This window comes from Streptomyces fumanus (genome assembly GCF_014655295.1).
Lineage (GTDB): Bacteria > Actinomycetota > Actinomycetes > Streptomycetales > Streptomycetaceae > Streptomyces > Streptomyces fumanus.
On record NZ_BNBI01000020.1, the window covers coordinates 51,243 to 68,724 of the forward strand.

Sequence of the window (17,482 nt, forward strand, 5' to 3'; positions counted from 1 at the left end):
ACATGACCGGAAATCGCCGTTTCATTCCTGCTCGGCGGTGTTTCGTTCCCGCTGGGCTCGCTCCCGGATCCGGTGCCGGGCCCGCCGGTGCGCGGGACGGTCTTCTGCTCGCGTTACGTTCCCTGCCGGGCCGCTTCGACCGCGTGTCCGAGGAACGCCGCCGCCCGCTCGACCGCATCCGCCAGGGCGTCCGGCTCCGGCGTGAGGCCCGCCACGATCCCGTCGACCCCATCGAGCCCGGCCCGCCCGACCAGGCCCTTCTCGTTGGTGACCCACTCCCCGCGGGCCGCCAGTACCGCGTGGGCCGCCTGGGTCGCGGCCAGCGCGATCGCCCCCGCGACCTGGGCGAGGGCGCCCTTGGGGGCGTGGCCCGCCTTGGCGTAGGCGAGGGTGGCCTCGGCCGTGCCCCACCAGTGAGCGGGGGCGGTACGGCGCAGGGGCTCGGGGTAGGCGGGACGCGGCAGGTCGCCGCGGAGCACCCGGTTGATCGCCAGTTCGGCGACGACCAGGTACGTCGGGATGCCCGCCAGGTGGAACATCAGAGGTTCGACGCGGAACCGCCCCGCCCCGGCCTCCGTCAGCTCGTGCTCCACCACGTCGAGGTCGCGGTAGTGCACGTCGACGCGCCGTCCGTCGACGGTCAGCCAGGCGCCCCCGTTGAACACGCCGCCGCCCCAGTCGCCGACCCCGGAGACCTCGCCCTCCCAGCCGAGGGCGCGGAGGCCGGCCGGGTCGAAGGCGCCTCGGTAGTAGAGGGCCATGTCCCAGTCGCTGTCGGGCCGGTGGGTGCCCTGGGCCCGGGAGCCGCCGAGGGTGACCGCCCGGACGGTGGGCAGGGCGGCGAGCCGGTCGGCGACGAGGTCGAGGAACTTCTCGTCGGGGAGGCCGGGCACGGGGTGGGCTCCTTCCGGTGGTCCGGGTGGTCCGGGTGGTCCGGGTGGTCCGGGTGGTCCGGTGACCTGGTGATCCGGGCGCGAGGGCGCACTACCGTCCGTCGGCGGCGTACCGGTCCGTCGCCGCGCGCAGCAGCTCGGCCATGCCCGGGGCGCCCGCGTTGTGACCGACGTCGTCCACGAGGAGCAGTTCGCTCGCGGGCCAGGCGTGGTGGAGCCGCCAGACGGTGCCGAGGAGGTTGCCGGGGTCGAGGACGCCCTGGACGAGGGTGCCGGGGAGACCGGCGAGCAGCGGGGCGTCGCGCAGGACGACTCCCTCGTCGTTGCCGTCGCCCAGGAAGTGGTCGTTGCCCCAGTAGTGGGTCACCGTGCGGGCGAACCCCATGCGGAAGACCGGGTCCTCGTAGCGCGGGATCGAACGCGGCGGGGCGGAGGCCATCGCGGTCTCCCAGTCGGTCCAGGCACGTGCCGCGCGCTCCCGCACCCGCTGGTCGGGGGATTCCAGCAGCCGGTTGTAGGCGGCGGCGAGGTTGCCGTCCCGTTCCTCTTCGGGAACCAGGGCGAGGAACTCCTCGAACGCGGCCGGGAAGAGCTTGCCCAGTCCCTTGGTCATCAGCGTGACCTCGGGGTTCGAGCCGGTCGCGACCGCCGCGAGCACCAGTTCCGTCACCGCGTCGGGGTGCGTCTGCGCGTACCGCAGCCCGAGCACGGAACCCCAGGACACGCCCCAGACCAGCCACCGTTCGATGCCGAGGTGCCGCCGCAGCAGTTCCAGGTCGGCGATGAGGTGGGCGGTCGTGTTGACGCTCATGTCGGTGTCGTGGCGGGCGGCCGACGGTGTCGAACGGCCGCATCCGCGCTGGTCGAACAGCACGATCCGGTACGCGGCCGGGTCGAAGTAGCGCCGCAGGGCCGGACTGGAACTCGAGCCCGGCCCGCCGTGCAGCACGACGGCGGGTTTGCCGCGCGGGTTGCCGCTGGTCTCCCAGTAGATCCGGTTGCCATCGCCCACGTCGAGCATGCCGTGGTCGTACGGTTCGATCTCCGGACGGTGATCCATCGGAGCACGCTAACCCGCGCCGGGCGCTTGCGTCGCCCCGTTTTCACCCGGGCCCCCGGCCGGTCGCGGGCCCCCGACCGGCTGCGGGCCCCCGACCGGCTGCGGGCCCCCGGTGGTGGGCAGGCCCGCTGTCCGGGCCGCCTCGGTCAGCACCTCGCGCAGCATCGCGGGGGTGAGCCGGCCGGTGAAGGTGTTGCGCTGGCTGACGTGGAAGCAGCCGAAGAGGTCGAGTCGGTCGCCGCCGCCGGTGCTGTCGAGGGTGATCCGTGTGCCGTGGGCGAACCTGGGGCGCGGCCGGGGCACGTTCCAGTCCGCTTCGGCGAACGCGGGCAGCGCGGCCTGCCAGCCGAAGGCGCCCAGGACCACCGCGGCCCGCAGGGTCGGCCGCAGCAGTCGCAGTTCCCGCACCAGCCAGGGGCGGCAGGTGTCCCGTTCGCCGGGGGTGGGCTTGTTGGCGGGCGGGGCGCAGTGCACCGGGGAGGTGACGCGGACGCCGAACAGTTCGAGTCCGTCGTCGGCGGCGACCGCGGTCGGCTGCGAGGCGAGGCCCACGTCGTACAGGGCCTGGTACAGGACGTCACCGGAGCGGTCGCCGGTGAACATCCGTCCCGTACGGTTCCCGCCGTGGGCCGCGGGGGCGAGGCCGACGATCAGCAGCCGGGCGTCCGGCGGCCCGAAACCGGGCACCGGGCGTCCCCAGTACGTCCAGTCGGCGAAGGCCGCGCGCTTGGTACGGGCGACCTCTTCCCGCCAGGCGACCAGCCGGGGACAGGCCCGGCACTCCGAAACGCGCTGGTCGAGAACGGTGAGGCCGCTGGTGTCCATGCCTCCACGGTAGAACCCGGGCATCCGCGGCGGCCGGGCGGTTAAGGTCGGGGCATGGCATCCGAGCGTGACGAGGACAGGAACGACGCGGCACCCCGCCTGCCGGGCTCCACCGAGGCGACGGCCGACGACCGGCCCGACACGGCGACCGGTGCCGGTGCCGGTGCCGGAAGCGGTGGTTCCGAAGCCGCCGCCGCCGGAACCACCGCCTCCGGTGCCAGCGGCTCCCCCGCGTCCGCTCCCGTCGACCCGAAGGTCGCCGCCGCCATCGCCGCCGCCGAGGCGGCGGGGCCGAAGAACGGTGAGACGGTCCGCGTCGACAGTTGGATCTGGGCCGTCCGCCTGGTCAAGACGCGCTCCGTCGGCGCGACCGCCTGCCGGGGCGGGCATGTCCGGGTGAACGGCGAGCGGGTCAAGCCCGCCTACTCCCTGCGCATCGGCGACGAAGTACGGCTGCGGCAGGAGGGCCGGGAACGCGTCGTCGTCGTGAAGCGGCTGATCCGCAAGCGCGTCGGCGCCCCCGTCGCCACCCAGTGCTACATCGACAACTCCCCGCCGCCCCCGCCCCGCGAGGCCGTCGCCCCCGCCGGGATCCGCGACCGCGGCGCCGGCCGGCCCACCAAGCGCGACCGGCGGGAACTGGAACGCCTGCGCGCCCTGAACAGCCTCAAGAGCCGCCCCGGCGGCCACTGACCTGCCACCCGCCGCCCTGCCCCTTCCGCTCCTCTACCGCCCTCTCACGCGCGGCTGGCACGTCATGCCCGACGGAACCGGCAGGACCGGCAGGACCGGCAGGACCGACAGGACCGCAGGACCGACAGGACCGCAGGACCGGCCCCGCAAGGGCCCAGCACAGCAAGCAACTGGGCAACCAGGCGGCCAACGAGCCGTCCTGGCCGCGGACATGACCGATCACCCCCACCGGTAACCCCCCGGACACACCCCGGCGACACACCCCCTCAAAGATGATCACGGCGTTCCCCGGCCGCCCCGCCCGGGTCCGACTCATGCCGTGATGTCCCCGTCCAACCCCCTTGCCGCTCACGGGAGATGGCCACCGCACCGTCGACGTGAGCCGGAATCGCTGCTAGACCTGCACCGCACCACCCGTGCCGCCGGTATGCCCGTACCTCACGCGCACCGCCACGCGGCACCGCACCACCTCCATCCATCACCCAAGGAGGAGCATGTGAGAGCACGTCGTACGGCCGTCCGGGCCGCCTCGGCGCTCGTCGCCACCTTCGCCCTGACCGCCGGACTCACCGGACTCGCCGGCCCCGCCACCGCGGCGTCCGGCGGGGCGGCGTCACCGGCCACCGCCGCGGCCGATCCGGTCACTCACGACGAGAACGACCGCGTCCCCGAGGGCTCGGTCTGGACCCAGCACTACTTCCCGTCCTCCGACGGCTCCGGCACCGAACTCCACGCCGACGTCCTGCTGCCCGAGTCCCTGCCCAAGCACAAGAAGGTGCCGGTCATCCTGTCGGTCGGCCCCTACTTCTCGCACACCGGGCAGACCGGTCCCGAGGGCTTCACGCACACCGGCCCCTCGGCCCGCTTCCAGGACTTCATCGAGGGCGCCGACCTGTTCGACGAGGGCTATGCCTTCGTCATGGTGGACCTGCGCGGCTTCGGCGGCTCCACCGGCTGCCTGGACTGGGCCGGCCCCGGCGAGCAGGCCGATGTGAAGGCCGCGATCGACTGGGCGGCCAAGCAGCCCTGGTCCACCGGCGCGGTGGGCATGTACGGCAAGTCGTACGACGCCGTGACCGGTCTCATCGGCAACAACCTGGACCAGCGCGCGCTGAAGGCCGTCGTCGCCCAGGAACCCGTCTGGGACATGTACCAGTACATCTACTCCAACGGTGTGCCCCGCCCCAACGTGACCGGCACCGCCAACGCCTACAACGGCATCGCCACCCTGGACCCCCTGGCGGACGACGACCCCCGCTACCGGGCCAACGCCCGCTATGAGGACGCCCACCCGGAGTGCCTCACCGAGAACGCGGCCGGCTACCGAATATCCGACCAGTGGGACGAGCACTGGACCTCCCGTGATCTGGCGAGGATGGCGAAGGGCAGCGACACCCCGCTCTTCGTCACCCAGGGCTTCATCGAGAACAACACCAAGCCCGAGGAGATGGAGGAGTACCTCGACAACCACCACGGCCCCGAGCGCGGCTGGCTCGGCCAGTGGGACCACGTCCGCGGCGGTGACCGCGTGAGTGACGGCCGGCTGGCCATGGGCCGCGAGGGCTGGTACGCCGAGACGCTCTCCTTCTTCGACCAGTACCTCAAGGGCGTCAAGCCGTCCGTGCGCTACCCGGCCTACGCCGTCGAGGACAACACCGGCGCCTGGCGCGCCCAGCGGACCTGGCCGGTCGTCGAACGCTCCGTCACCCTGCCGCTGGGCAACGGCTCCTACGTGGACGACGGCGGCGCGTCCGCCCGGGCGGCGCTGACCGCGTCGGGCCGGCCCGCGCCCAAGGCGTCCCCCCAGCCGTCCGGCAAGTGGGACATGGAGAACGCGCCGAGGACGGAACCGACCGCCCCGAAGGGACTGGCCGAGGCGCAGGCGAAGCGCCAGCGGGCCGGTGATGTCACGTCGAGCTTCTTCGTGTGGTCCAAGCCGGTCAAGAAGTCCGTACGCGTCACGGGCACTCCGCAGGTGTCGCTGACCGCCAGGGGCGAGGGCAACATCATGCTCAAGCTGTACGACGTCGCCCCGGACGGCACCGCCGTCATGTTCGACGAGCAGGTGTCCCTGGTGGACTCGGGCCGGTTGACCGTCGACCTGAAGTCGACCGACTGGACGCTGGCGGCCGGGCATGTGCTGGCCGTGGAGATCGGGTCCATCCAGACCGGTTCGTGGCGTGACACGCCCTCCGGCGAGACCATCACCGTCAAGAACGCACGGCTCGCCCTGGACCTGGACGACCCGGCCGACGACATCCCCACGCAGGGTGCGCGCTCGCCGTTCCTGGACACCTACCTGAGCCAGTACACCGTGCAACTGCCGCCCGGTCGCGGTTCGTTCACCGTGGTCCCCGGTCGGCGCCTGTGACCCCGGCTCCGCCTCCGGGCCGGACTCCGGCCTGATCCCGTTCTCCGCCGTGCCCGTGGCTCAGGCCGCGGGCACGGCCCGTACCCATATCCGGTCCTCCGTCAGATAGCGGTCCACCCGCAGGCCCGCCTCGGCGAGGGCCGTCTCGAACTGCTCCCGGGTCAGCGGCCGGGCACGGAAGGTCTGCGTCCAGACCGCGTCGGGGAACTCGTACTCCGCGCGCACCGAGTGGACTCCGTCCCCGACCGGTTCGGAGGAGGCGATGCGCACGGTGAAGCCGCTGGGGTCCACGCGCTCGCGCGGCAGGTCGCGGTGGTAGTCCTCCCCCTCCCGCTGGATCAGCACACAGCCGTCCTCGGCGACGTGCCGGACACAGGCGCGCAGCAGGCCGCGCCGCACCTCGGCGTCGGCGGTGTGCACCAGGAACGACGCCAGCATCACCACGTCGAACCGCTCGCCCAGGTCCAGGTCCTCGATCGGGGCGCATATCGTCCGCGCCCCTCGGACCCGCTCCAGCATCTCCGGGGACTCGTCGACCGCGGTGACCGTGAATCCCCGCTCCAGCAGCGGGTGGGTCACGCGGCCCACGCCGCAGCCCAGCTCCAGGATGTGCGCCCCCGGGGGCACGGCGGCGGCGATGATGTCCGGCTCGGTACCGGCCGGAAGCCGCGCATACAGCTCGACCGCGCAACCGTCCGGGGTGATGGCCCCGGGGCCGGTGCCCTGATGTCCTGGTCGCATTTTCCGTTCCATGCCCGTCCAACGGCCCGCTCCCGCCCCGCCGTTCCCATCCCTCCCCCCCATCACTCGAACGAGTGAACGGCGCCCGAACGGCCGCCCGATGCTCCATGGGCAGGGGGGCAGAGGGACTCTCCTGGTGAACGTCCCGACGGGCGGGTACGTTCGTGATGAGGGAGCGCGGAGACGCAGAAGCGGTGATCGTGATGCGTACGGGCAGTGAGCCGACGACCGCGCGCAGTGCGCTGCGGGCACGATTCTGGCTGACCTTGTGGGGTCTGGTCTGGGCGGTCTTCGGGACGACGGCGTTCGCCCTCACCGGGCGGACCGGCTGGGCGGTGGCCTGCGGAGTCCTGTGGCTGATCATCACGGTCGACCTGACGGTGATCCTGCACCGGCTGCGGCAGGGCCCGCACTACCAGCCCGGCCCGGACATCCCCCCGTACCAGCCACCGGACGACGGCCCAGGTCCCGGCCGAGGTCCCGGCCCCGGTCCCGGTCTCGGCCCCGGCCCCCACGACCACCGACCGTGACCACCGTCCGTGACCACCGACGACAAAACGGCGAATCCGAGCCCCGCCAATCGGCGATCGGCGGTCAGCGGTCAGCGGTCAGCGCGACGCTCCGCCCCCTCCCCGCCCCTCCCCGGCACGGCCCGTCAGCCGCCGAACCCCGCCCGTCGCAGGTACTGCGGGTTCGGGTCGAGGGCGGCGGCCAGGCGGAAGTGGCGTCTGGCCTGGTCGGGACGGTTCTGCCGCTCATAGGTGCGGCCGAGCGCGAAGTGCGCGTAGGCGTTGTCCGGCTCGCGTTCCAGGACGACGGTGAACTCCAGCTCGGCGGGTCGCAGTTGCGCGGCGGCGAAGAAGGCACGCGCGCGCAGCAGCCGCGCGGCGGTGTTCTCCGGGTGCGCGGCGATCACGCTGTCGAGCAGTTTCACCGCGCCCCGCGGGTCCCGCGCGGCCAGCAACTGCTCGGCGGCACGGAAGTCGATCACGTCCGTCTCCGGCGTGCGTCCGGTCGATCCGCTGGTTTCGGGCACGGCTGAGTCCTTCCCTCACTGCAACCGTTCAACGCGCGCGCGGGGGCCGCTATTCCTGAAGCGCGCGGGGCGTCCGGGGTGCTCAGCGGGGCGTCTGCGCCCTGCGGGCCAGCTCGGCCCAGACCTCCTTGACGCGGCGCCGGAGGTCTTCCAGCGGTACGTCGTTGTCGATGACGATGTCCGCGATCGCCCGGCGCTGCTCGCGCGTCGCCTGGGCGGCCATCCGCGCGCGGGCGTCCTGCTCGGGCATGCCGCGCAGCCGGACCAGCCGGTCGAGCTGGGTGGCGGGGTCGGCGTCGACGACGATCACGAGGTCGTACAGCGGTGCGAGGCCGTTCTCGGTGAGCAGCGGGACGTCGTGGACGACGACGGCGTCCGCGGCGGCGGCCTCCTCCAGCTCGCGGGAGCGGTCGCGTACCAGGGGGTGCACGATCGAGTTGAGTACGCCGAGTTTCTCCTGGTCGGCGAAGACGATCGAGCCCAGCTTGGGCCGGTCCAGGCTGCCGTCGGCGGCGAGCACCTCGTCGCCGAAGGCCGCGACGACCGCGGCGAGGCCGGGCGTCCCCGGCTCGACCACCTCGCGTGCGATGCGGTCCGCGTCGATCAGTACGGCCCCGCACTCGACGAGCAGCCGCGACACCTCGCTCTTGCCGGCGCCGATGCCGCCGGTCAGGCCCACGGACAGCACGACCGCACCTCCACCGTCACGGGTCCCCGCGGCGGCGGGGACGACTGGCCGGCTCCGACACCGCGGACCGGAGCCGCCGGACCCGCCGCGGCCACCGGACGTGGCCGGATCCGCCGGGCGCGGTCCCGCGACAGCCTAACGGATCAGCCGTCGCCCTCCCGTTCGGCCAGGAAGCGTTCGAACTCGCGGCCGATCTCGTCGGCCGAGGGGATCTCGACGGGCTCGGCGAGCATGTTGCCCCGGGTCTCGGCGCCCGCGGCGGCGTCGTACTGGTGCTCCAGGCCCTGGACGAGCGCGGTCAGCTCCTCGTCGCCCTCCTGGATCTGCCGGTCGATCTCCGTCTGGGTGCGGTGCGCCTCGGTGCGCAGGGAGTGCGCGACCCCGGGCAGGACCAGTCCGGTCGCCCCGGTGATGGCCTCCAGGACGGTCAGCGCCGCGTCCGGGTAGGCGGAGCGGGCGATGTAGTGCGGCACGTGCGCGGCGACGCCCAGGACGTCGTGACCGGCCTGGGCGAGCCGGTACTCGACGAGCGCCTCGGCGCTGCCGGGGACCTGCGCCTCCTCGAAGGGGCTGCGGTGGCCGGGGACGAGGTCGGTGCGGTTGCCGTGCGGGGTGATGCCGACGGGGCGGGTGTGCGGGACGCCCATCGGGATGCCGTGGAAGTTCACGGAGAGGCGGACGCCGAGCCGCTCCACGATCTGGGTCACGGCGGCGGCGAAGCGCTCCCACTCGACGTCCGGCTCGGGGCCGGACAGCAGCAGGAAGGGCGCTCCGGTGGCGTCCTGGACGACGCGCACCTCGATGCCGGGTACCTCGTAGTCGTCCCAGTGGTCGCGCTTGAACGTGAGCAGCGGGCGACGGGCCCGGTAGTCCACGAGCCGGTCGTGGTCGAAGCGGGCGACGACCTGGTGCGGCAGCGAGTCGAGCAGTTGGTCGACGATCTGGTCGCCGGTCTCGCCGGCGTCGATGTAACCGTCGAAGTGGTAGAGCATGACAAGGCCGGCCGACTCCTGGGCGAGCGCCATGTCGACGACGGCCAGGCCCTTCGGCTCCCATGCGTACAAACCCTGCGGATCAGGCACTGTGGGGGTCCTCCTCGTCTTCCCCCTGGTCGAACGTCCGCGGCGGCGCGGGCATTCCCGCCGGTGCCCCTTGGAGGACGCGGATCGGAGCGGGCACGCGCGCGTGCGGCCGTACCTCGCCGGCTCCCCGGCGCACGGGTGGGACCGGTGGCGACGCCGTGGGGAAGGCGGTGCCGGACGCGGGAAGGCCCCGCTCCCTCCAGGGGAACGGGGCCTTCCTCGGGTCCGCTCGATACGGGCCGGGCAGAGCGTCAGCTCTGGCCGCCGGCCAGCTTCTCGCGCAGCGCGGCCAGCGCCTCGTCCGACGCCAGGGCGCCGGAGTTGTCGCCGCCCTCGGACGAGTACGAACCGCCGCCGCCACCGCCGGACGCGGCCGGAGCCGCGGCCTCGCCGCCCTCGGCGGCCGCCTGGGCGTCCGCCTCGCGGGACTTGATGACCTGCTGCTGGTGCTGCTCGAAGCGGGACTGCGCCTCGGCGTACTGGCGCTCCCACTCCTCGCGCTGCTTCTCGTAGCCCGGCAGCCAGTCGTTGGTCTCCGGGTCGAAGCCCTCGGGGTAGATGTAGTTGCCCTGGTCGTCGTAGGACGCGGCCATGCCGTACAGGGTCGGGTCGAACTCGACCGCCGTCGGGTCGGCACCGAAGGACTCGTTGGCCTGCTTCAGCGAGAGGCTGATGCGGCGGCGCTCGAGGTCGATGTCGATGACCTTGACGAAGATCTCGTCGTTGACCTGGACGACCTGCTCCGGGATCTCCACGTGGCGCTCGGCCAGCTCGGAGATGTGGACCAGACCCTCGATGCCCTCGTCCACGCGGACGAACGCACCGAACGGAACCAGCTTCGTGACCTTGCCGGGCACGACCTGGCCGATCTGGTGGGTGCGGGCGAACTGCTGCCACGGGTCTTCCTGGGTCGCCTTCAGCGACAGGGAGACGCGCTCGCGGTCCATGTCCACGTCGAGGACCTCGACGGTGACTTCCTGGCCGACCTCGACGACCTCGGAGGGGTGGTCGATGTGCTTCCAGGACAGCTCGGAGACGTGGACCAGACCGTCGACGCCACCCAGGTCCACGAAGGCACCGAAGTTGACGATCGAGGAGACGACGCCGGACCGCACCTGGCCCTTCTGGAGGGTGGTGAGGAAGGTCTGGCGGACCTCGGACTGGGTCTGCTCCAGCCAGGCACGGCGGGACAGGACCACGTTGTTGCGGTTCTTGTCCAGCTCGATGATCTTGGCCTCGAGCTCCTTGCCCACGTAGGGCTGGAGGTCGCGGACGCGGCGCATCTCGACCAGGGAGGCCGGGAGGAAGCCACGGAGGCCGATGTCGAGGATGAGACCACCCTTGACGACCTCGATGACGGTACCGGTGACGATCCCGTCCTCTTCCTTGATCTTCTCGATGGTGCCCCAGGCACGCTCATACTGGGCGCGCTTCTTCGAGAGGATCAGGCGGCCTTCCTTGTCCTCCTTCTGAAGGACGAGGGCCTCGATCTCGTCGCCGACGGCGACGACCTCGTTCGGGTCGACGTCGTGCTTGATCGAGAGCTCGCGGCTCGGGATCACACCTTCGGTCTTGTAACCGATGTCGAGCAGGACCTCGTCCCGGTCGACCTTCACGATGACGCCGTCGACGATGTCGCCGTCGTTGAAGTACTTGATCGTCTCGTCGATCGCGGCGAGGAAGGCTTCCTCGTTACCGATGTCGTTGACCGCTACCTGCGGGGTGGTGGCGGTGGTCTCGGTGCTGCTCGTCATGTGGGAAAGGGCTCCGGTACGGACATTGAAGTCGTAGGTACTGCTACGCCGGAGCCCGTTTCGCTCTGCAGAAGCCGGACAGCCAAGGAAGCGCCCCACCGGTCGCCCGGTATGGCGCCTCGACAACCGAGGGGACATACAACAGATGCGAGCGCAGCCTGCTACGTCTGAGGTGCGCAGGCCCGCAGCGCAACTTGTAGCATACGGGGGCAGCCGGGCAGGGTCAATGCGCGAAGCCGCACACCCGGGGCGGATCGCCGCATACCCGGCACAAATCGTGTCTCCCGAGGCCACGCGCGCCCCGCGGGCGCCCCCTGGTGACATCCGTGGGACACGGCTGTACCGAATTGCCGCAGAGTAGTACGAAGGAGCCGATCATCCAAGAGCCCGAAGGTCCCGAACCCGAGGCCACCCGACGTGCGGCAGGCGTGACGGAGAGCGTCCGCGCCAACCGGGGCTGGTGGGACCGCAACGCGGACGAGTACCAGGTGGAGCACGGCACCTTCCTCGGTGACGACCGCTTCGTGTGGGGCCCGGAGGGCCTGGACGAGGTGGAGGCCGAGCTGCTCGGCCCGCCCGAGGAACTGAAGGGCCGGGCGGTGCTGGAGATCGGCGCGGGCGCCGCCCAGTGCTCGCGCTGGCTGGCCGCCCAGGGGGCGCGTCCGGTGGCCCTGGACCTCTCGCACCGCCAGTTGCAGCACGCCCTGCGCATCGGCGGATCGTTCCCCCTGGTGTGCGCCGACGCGGGGGCGCTGCCCTTCGCGGACGGCTCCTTCGACCTGGCCTGCTCGGCGTACGGGGCGCTGCCCTTCGTGGCCGATCCGCGCGGGGTGCTGCGCGAGGTGCGGCGGGTGCTGCGGCCGGGCGGGCGGTTCGTGTTCTCCGTGACGCACCCGATCCGCTGGGCCTTCCCCGACGAGCCGGGACCGGAGGGGCTGAGCGTCGCCTCGTCCTACTTCGACCGCACGCCCTACGTCGAGCAGGACGAGGAGGGCCGCGCGGTGTACGTCGAGCACCACCGCACGCTCGGCGACCGGGTCCGGGACGTCGTCGCGGCGGGCCTGACCCTGGTCGACCTGGTGGAGCCGGAGTGGCCGGCCTGGAACAGCTCCGAGTGGGGCGGCTGGTCCCCGCTGCGCGGCCGTCTGATCCCGGGGACGGCGATCTTCGTCTGCGTACGGGACTGAGCGCGTGATCCGGTACGACGCCCTGGACGCCCTGCCGGTCCGCGAGGCCCTGCCCGCCCTGGCCGACGCCCTGGGGGCGCACGGCACGGCGGTGCTGGTCGCGCCGCCCGGCACCGGCAAGACCACGCTGGTGCCGCTGGTGCTGGCCGGACTGGTGGGCGAGGCGCCCGCGCGGCGCGTGGTGGTGGCCGAGCCCCGGCGGATCGCGGCCCGGGCGGCGGCCCGGCGGATGGCCTGGCTGCTGGGCGAGAAGCCCGGCGGAAGCGTCGGGTACACCGTGCGCGGGGAACGGGTCGTCGGGCGGCACACGCGCGTGGAGGTCGTCACGACCGGTGTGCTGCTCCAGCGCCTCCAGCGGGACCAGGAGCTGGCCGGGGTGGACGTGGTGGTGCTCGACGAGTGCCACGAGCGGCACCTGGACGCGGACACGGCGGCGGCGTTCCTCTGGGACGTGCGCCAGGCGCTCCGGCCCGAGCTCCGCCTGGTGGCCGCGTCGGCGACGACCGACGCGCAGGGCTGGGCGGACTTGCTGGGCGGGGCGCCGGTGGTCGAGGCGCGCGGAGCGTCGTACCCGGTGGAGGTGGTGTGGGCGCCGCCGGCCCGGCCGGTCCGGGCGCCGCACGGGACGCGGGTCGACCCGGCGCTGCTCGCGCACGTGGCCTCGGTGGTGCGGCGGGCGCTGGCCGAGCGGGACGGCGACGTGCTGTGCTTCCTGCCCGGGGTCGGCGAGATCGCCCGGGTCGCGGGGCAGCTCGGCGACCTGGCCGGGGCGGACGTGCTCCAGGTGCACGGGCGGGCCCCGGCGGCCGTGCAGGACGCGGTGCTGAGCGCCGGGGAGCGGCGCCGGGTGGTGCTGGCGACCTCGGTGGCGGAGTCGTCGCTGACGGTGCCCGGGGTGCGGGTGGTGGTCGACTCCGGGCTGGCGCGCGAGCCCCGGGTGGACCACGCGCGGGGGCTGAGCGCGCTGACGACGGTACGGGCCTCGCGGGCGGCCGGGCGGCAGCGGGCCGGGCGGGCGGGGCGGGAGGCGCCGGGCACGGTGTACCGGTGCTGGACGGAGGCCGAGGACGCCCGTCTGCCGCGTTTTCCGGCGCCCGAGATCCAGGTGGCCGACCTGACGGCGTTCGCGCTCCAGGCGGCCTGCTGGGGCGATCCGGACGCCTCCGGGCTGGCGCTGCTGGACCCGCCGCCGGGCGGGGCGATGGCGGCGGCGCGGGAGGTGCTGTCGGCGATCGGCGCGGTCGACTCCGCCGGCCGCGCCACCGAGCGGGGCGTGCGGCTGGCCCGACTGGGGGTGCATCCGCGGCTGGGGCGGGCGCTGCTGGACTCGGGGGACGCCGAGGTCGTCGCGCTGCTCGGCGAGGATCTGCCGCGGTCGTACGGGGACGATCTGGCCGCCGTGCTGCGGACGGCCCGGCGTGGGGACGACGCCTTCGCGGCCCGGTGGCGGGCGGAGGTCCGGCGGCTGCGGGGCGTCGCCGAAGGGGTCTCCCGCCCGGCCGCCCCCGACGGGCCCGGCGACGAGCGGCGGGCCGGGGCCGTCGCCGCGCTGGCGTTCCCGGAGCGGGTGGCCAGGAAGGACGGCGGCTCGTACCTCATGGTGTCCGGGACCCGGGCCGAGCTGTCCGAGGACTCCGCCCTGCACGGGGCGCCCTGGATCGCCGTCGCCGTGGCCGACCGGCCCCTGGGCAAGGGGCACGCGCGCGTACGGCTCGGCGCGGCCGTCGACGAGGACCTGGCCCGGCGCGCGGCGGGCGCCCTGCTGACCGAGCGCGACGAGGTCCGCTGGGCCGACGGCGACGTGGTGGCCCGGCGGGTGGAACGGCTCGGGGCCGTCGAACTGGCGGTGCGCCCCCTGCGCGACGCCGACCCCGGCCTCGTACGCGCCGCCCTGCTGGAGGGGCTGCGGCAGGAGGGCTTCGGGCTGCTGCGGTGGTCGGCGGAGGCGGCCGGGCTGCGGCAGCGGCTCGCCTTCCTGCACCGGCACCTCGGCGCGCCCTGGCCGGACGTCTCCGACGACGCCCTCCACGCGCGCGTGGAGGAATGGCTGGAGCCGGAGCTGAGCCGCGCCCGGCGCCGCGCCGACCTGGGCCGCCTGGACGCCGGTCAGGCGCTGACCCGGCTGCTGCCCTGGTCCACCGGGGACGCGGCGCGCCTGGCGGAGCTGGCCCCGGAGCGGATCACCGTACCCAGTGGGTCCAGAATCCGGATCGACTACGGGAACCCGGAGCAGCCGGTGCTCGCGGTCAAGCTCCAGGAGATGTTCGGCCTCCAGCGGTCACCCGAGGTCGCCGGGGTGCCGCTGCTGGTGCACCTGCTCTCCCCCGCCGGCCGCCCGGCCGCGGTCACCGCCGACCTGGCCTCCTTCTGGCGGGACGGCTACCGGGGCGTCCGCGCGGAGCTGCGCGGCCGGTACCCCAGGCATCCGTGGCCCGAGGACCCCGCCACGGCCGAGCCCACCCGGCACACCAACGCCCGGTCGCGGCGCTGAACGACGACGGCGGCGCCTCCTGCTGAGGGGGCGCCGCCGTGGTCGTACCTCCGGGGCCTACTCGGCCGGAGCGGCGGGCTCGGCCTCCTTCACCGTGAGGGTGATGTCGAGGGTGGCGCCGCCCGCGGTGGTGATGCGCAGGACGTACTCGCCGGGGGTGTCGTCCGCGTACAGCTCGGGCAGGGTGAGCCGGCCGGCGGCGTCGGTCTCCAGGCCGGTGAGGGTGCGGACGGGGTCGCCGTCGGCGTTCTTGAAGTAGGGGCCCTTGTCATTCTCGACGGGGTCGGTGGGCGACTTGATGAGCGTGGCGGTGACCGCGACGCCGTCCGCGGCGGCGCCCTTGTAGGTGGCCCGGACCTGTACCTGCTCGGCGAACTCGCCGCCCGCCGTAGCGGACAGGGCGGTGTCGCCGAGGACGGCGTCGGCGATCGGCGCGGTGACCTTCGCCCGGTAGTCGACGCCGGGGAGCGTCCGGCCGACGACGGTGGCGCGGACGGTGAAGTCGCCGGTCTTCTTGCCGGCCCGCAGCGCGGGGGCGACGGCCACGCCGGAGCTGTCGGTGACGGCCGTGGCGACGTTCTCGCCGGTGGCGAAGACGGCGTCGGTGCCGCCGAGGACGGTGAAGCGGACCCGGACCTTGCCGACGCCCTGGCCGGTCTTCGTCTCGGCGCGGGCGGTGATCCGCTCGGCGAACGTCTCCCCGGCGACCGCGGTGAGCGTGCCGGTGCCGGCGTTCTCCAGGCGGGCCACGGTCTCGGTGGGGGTCGGCGTGCCGCTGGGCGGCGGGGTCGGCGTCGGGGAACCGGAGCCGGGCGGGGTGCTGTCCCCGGGCTTCGGCGGCTGCGTGCCGGGGTCCGTGGGCTTGGTGGGCCCGGTGGGCTTGGTCGGTCGCGCCGGCTTGTCGGGCTCGGGCTGCTTGGCGGGGGGCGTGGTCTTGGCGGGCGTCTGGACCACGGGGCTCGGTGTGGTCGCACCGGCGCCGCCGTCGCTGCGGTCCTCCGGCAGCGAGCCGGTGCCGTCCGGGATCTCGTGGCTGCCCTTGCGGTAGTACTCCAGCCAGGACAGGACGGTGTTCAGGTAGTCCTGCGAGTTGTTGTAGCTGAGGATCGCCCGGTTCAGGTCGGCCTGGGTGGACAGGTCCCAGCCGTTGCGGCACAGGTAGTGGCCGGCGGCGAGGGCGGCGTCGTAGACGTTGTTGGGGTCCGCCTTGCCGTCGCCGTTGCCGTCGCGGCCGGCCCACGCCCAGGTGGACGGGATGAACTGCATGGGGCCGACGGCGTTGTCGTAGCTGCTGTTGCCGTCGTAGACGCCGTTGTCGGTGTCCTTGATAAGGGCGAAGCCGTTGCCGTCGAGCTGGGGGCCGATGATCGGGCTGACGGTGGTGCCGTCGGCGTCCACGCGGCCGCCGCGGGCCTGGCCGGACTCCACCTTGCCGATGGCGGCGAGGAGTTGCCAGGGCAGGTTGCAGCTCGGCTTGGCCTCGCGCAGCGCGGCCTCGGCCTTCTTGTAGGCGTCGAGGACGGTCGCGGGGATGCCCGCCTCGGCCGGGCCCCGGGCGACCGGGGTGCCGATGGTGGGTGCCGGGTTGGGGCTCTTGAGCGGCGGCAGGTCGGTGTAGTACGGCGAGTTGCCGGTGGCGTTGTCTTCGGCGACCGCGTCGGGCGCGGAGGTGGCGTCGGCGGCGGACTGTCTGTCGCGGGCGTCCGCCGTGACGTCCGGAGCCTGGGACGCGGACAGGGCCGCTACCGCGACCGCCGCCACGGTGGTGGTCACCGCGCCCTTGCGCAGCCTCCTGCCGAAATGCGCCGCCATAGAGTTGAACCCCTCCCGTGGACGTCGGTGCGTCCCTCGACGCCTGCTGTGGTCGTCCTTGTGGGACGATCCATCCGCTTCGTTGGTTGCCCTCGACCGGCGTGAGGACGTTCTCCGACGTACACCCCGACACGATGGGCCCTCGGCACCCTACGGCAACTCCAGGCCCCCGAACACCCGTTCACGCCTCATATTCACCTGTTGCTCACGTGCCGGAACGGCCCTGCGGACACGGGACGCTAGTGGCTGGTTCCCGGCAGTGCAAGGACGCGGCGGGGCGCTTGCGCCATCTGCCCGGCGCGCGGGGCCGGTTGCCGGTCAGGAGGCGGAATCCCCGGCGGGTGAGATGCGGGCGGGCGCCGCGGGCGCGGTGCCCGTGCGGGTGGGCGTGGTGCGCGGCAGCAGGCGGTGGGCGAGGGCCAGGCAGCCACGGGCCAGGCCGGTCCAGAGGTGCCGGACGGGGGTCTCGGGCGGGGGCGTGGCGGTCGGGCCGCTCCGGCGCACGCGGTTGCGGCGGGTGAGCGTCCGGCGCAGGCCGGCCGTGGTGCGGCGCAGCGCGGTGGTGACGGTCGCGGTGACGGTGGTGGGGACGCGGCCGGTGCCGGCGTCCGGCGCGACGGCCGGGACGGGCCCCGGCGGCACGCGGGCGGGACCGGCGGTGCTTGCCCGGGCCGGTGACGTCCGGTGGTGGAGCATGCGTATACCCATGCCTCGCATCCTGGGCGGAGACACGGACGGGGGCGTGTCCGCGGGGGCCACCTGAGTGACGGTCGCCGCGGGGCGTGGTGCGGCCTCGGGCGTTTCCGGCGGGCGGGTGCGGCGTCGGGGCGTTGCCGACGGGCGGGTGCG

14 protein-coding genes and 1 pseudogene are annotated in these 17,482 nt (G+C 73.7%); 5 read left to right on the plus strand and 10 right to left on the minus strand.

Going from position 1 to position 17,482, the window contains the following annotated elements:
• Positions 1–113 precede the first annotated feature (113 nt).
• From IE316_RS32510 to IE316_RS32520, 3 genes are all read right to left on the minus strand, one after another.
• Complete coding sequence (locus IE316_RS32510; RefSeq protein WP_190208141.1) at positions 114–893, minus strand: nucleotidyltransferase domain-containing protein; 780 nt, start codon at positions 891–893, stop codon at positions 114–116.
• A gap of 91 nt (positions 894–984) precedes the next feature.
• Positions 985–1,953, minus strand: coding sequence for a prolyl aminopeptidase (pip, locus tag IE316_RS32515; RefSeq protein ID WP_190208142.1), 969 nt, complete (start codon positions 1,951–1,953; stop codon positions 985–987).
• A 9-nt stretch (positions 1,954–1,962) separates the two neighbouring features.
• Complete coding sequence (locus IE316_RS32520) at positions 1,963–2,778, minus strand: uracil-DNA glycosylase (protein WP_190208143.1); 816 nt, start codon at positions 2,776–2,778, stop codon at positions 1,963–1,965.
• Positions 2,779–2,832: 54 nt separating this feature from the next.
• Here IE316_RS32520 and IE316_RS32525 point away from each other — a divergent pair, with 54 nt between their 5' ends.
• On the plus strand, positions 2,833–3,471 hold the full coding sequence (locus tag IE316_RS32525) for an RNA-binding S4 domain-containing protein (RefSeq protein WP_229910644.1): 639 nt from the start codon (positions 2,833–2,835) through the stop codon (positions 3,469–3,471).
• A 496-nt stretch (positions 3,472–3,967) separates the two neighbouring features.
• Positions 3,968–5,842, plus strand: a complete 1,875-nt coding sequence (locus IE316_RS32530; RefSeq protein WP_229910645.1) for a CocE/NonD family hydrolase — start codon at positions 3,968–3,970, stop codon at positions 5,840–5,842.
• A gap of 60 nt (positions 5,843–5,902) precedes the next feature.
• Here the strand turns inward: IE316_RS32530 and IE316_RS32535 are convergent, their stop codons facing one another.
• On the minus strand, positions 5,903–6,583 hold the full coding sequence (locus IE316_RS32535) for a class I SAM-dependent methyltransferase (RefSeq protein WP_190208145.1): 681 nt from the start codon (positions 6,581–6,583) through the stop codon (positions 5,903–5,905).
• A 203-nt stretch (positions 6,584–6,786) separates the two neighbouring features.
• Here IE316_RS32535 and IE316_RS32540 point away from each other — a divergent pair.
• A pseudogene (locus IE316_RS32540) lies at positions 6,787–7,047 on the plus strand (DUF6343 family protein); the annotation flags it as partial.
• A gap of 191 nt (positions 7,048–7,238) precedes the next feature.
• Here the strand turns inward: IE316_RS32540 and IE316_RS32545 are convergent.
• From IE316_RS32545 to rpsA, 4 genes are all read right to left on the minus strand, one after another.
• Positions 7,239–7,619, minus strand: a complete 381-nt coding sequence (locus tag IE316_RS32545) for a tetratricopeptide repeat protein (RefSeq protein WP_190208147.1) — start codon at positions 7,617–7,619, stop codon at positions 7,239–7,241.
• Positions 7,620–7,701: 82 nt separating this feature from the next.
• On the minus strand, positions 7,702–8,307 hold the full coding sequence (gene coaE, locus IE316_RS32550; RefSeq protein ID WP_190208148.1) for a dephospho-CoA kinase: 606 nt from the start codon (positions 8,305–8,307) through the stop codon (positions 7,702–7,704).
• A gap of 143 nt (positions 8,308–8,450) precedes the next feature.
• Complete coding sequence (locus IE316_RS32555; RefSeq protein WP_190208149.1) at positions 8,451–9,389, minus strand: PAC2 family protein; 939 nt, start codon at positions 9,387–9,389, stop codon at positions 8,451–8,453.
• Positions 9,390–9,640: 251 nt separating this feature from the next.
• Positions 9,641–11,143: a 30S ribosomal protein S1 gene (gene rpsA / locus IE316_RS32560; RefSeq protein WP_190208150.1), complete on the minus strand. Its 1,503-nt coding sequence runs from the start codon at positions 11,141–11,143 to the stop codon at positions 9,641–9,643.
• 317 nt (positions 11,144–11,460) lie between these two features.
• On the opposite strand from rpsA, the gene IE316_RS32565 reads away from it, so the two are divergent.
• A complete protein-coding gene (locus IE316_RS32565; protein WP_190208151.1) occupies positions 11,461–12,330 on the plus strand; it encodes a class I SAM-dependent methyltransferase in 870 nt (289 codons plus the stop codon).
• Positions 12,331–12,334: 4 nt separating this feature from the next.
• Positions 12,335–14,821, plus strand: a complete 2,487-nt coding sequence (gene hrpB / locus IE316_RS32570) for an ATP-dependent helicase HrpB (RefSeq protein ID WP_190208152.1) — start codon at positions 12,335–12,337, stop codon at positions 14,819–14,821.
• Positions 14,822–14,878: 57 nt separating this feature from the next.
• Here hrpB and IE316_RS32575 read toward each other — a convergent pair whose 3' ends face one another.
• The gene (locus IE316_RS32575; protein WP_190208153.1) at positions 14,879–16,633 is read right to left on the minus strand and encodes a lytic transglycosylase domain-containing protein; all 1,755 of its coding nucleotides are present in this window, start codon (positions 16,631–16,633) and stop codon (positions 14,879–14,881) included.
• A gap of 318 nt (positions 16,634–16,951) precedes the next feature.
• Positions 16,952–17,341: a hypothetical protein gene (locus tag IE316_RS32580; protein WP_190208154.1), complete on the minus strand. Its 390-nt coding sequence runs from the start codon at positions 17,339–17,341 to the stop codon at positions 16,952–16,954.
• Between the last annotated feature and the right edge of the window lie 141 nt (positions 17,342–17,482).

What these genes read in the sequence shown, in the direction of transcription:
- IE316_RS32525 (WP_229910644.1), top strand. Translation starts at nt 2,833, where the DNA reads ATGGCATCCGAGCGTGACGAGGACAGGAACGACGCGGCACCCCGCCTG.
- IE316_RS32535 (WP_190208145.1), bottom strand. Translation starts at nt 6,583, where the DNA reads ATGCGACCAGGACATCAGGGCACCGGCCCCGGGGCCATCACCCCGGAC.
- rpsA (WP_190208150.1), bottom strand. Translation starts at nt 11,143, where the DNA reads ATGACGAGCAGCACCGAGACCACCGCCACCACCCCGCAGGTAGCGGTC.
- pip (WP_190208142.1), bottom strand. Translation starts at nt 1,953, where the DNA reads ATGGATCACCGTCCGGAGATCGAACCGTACGACCACGGCATGCTCGAC.
- IE316_RS32520 (WP_190208143.1), bottom strand. Translation starts at nt 2,778, where the DNA reads ATGGACACCAGCGGCCTCACCGTTCTCGACCAGCGCGTTTCGGAGTGC.
- IE316_RS32575 (WP_190208153.1), bottom strand. Translation starts at nt 16,633, where the DNA reads ATGGCGGCGCATTTCGGCAGGAGGCTGCGCAAGGGCGCGGTGACCACC.
- IE316_RS32580 (WP_190208154.1), bottom strand. Translation starts at nt 17,341, where the DNA reads ATGGGTATACGCATGCTCCACCACCGGACGTCACCGGCCCGGGCAAGC.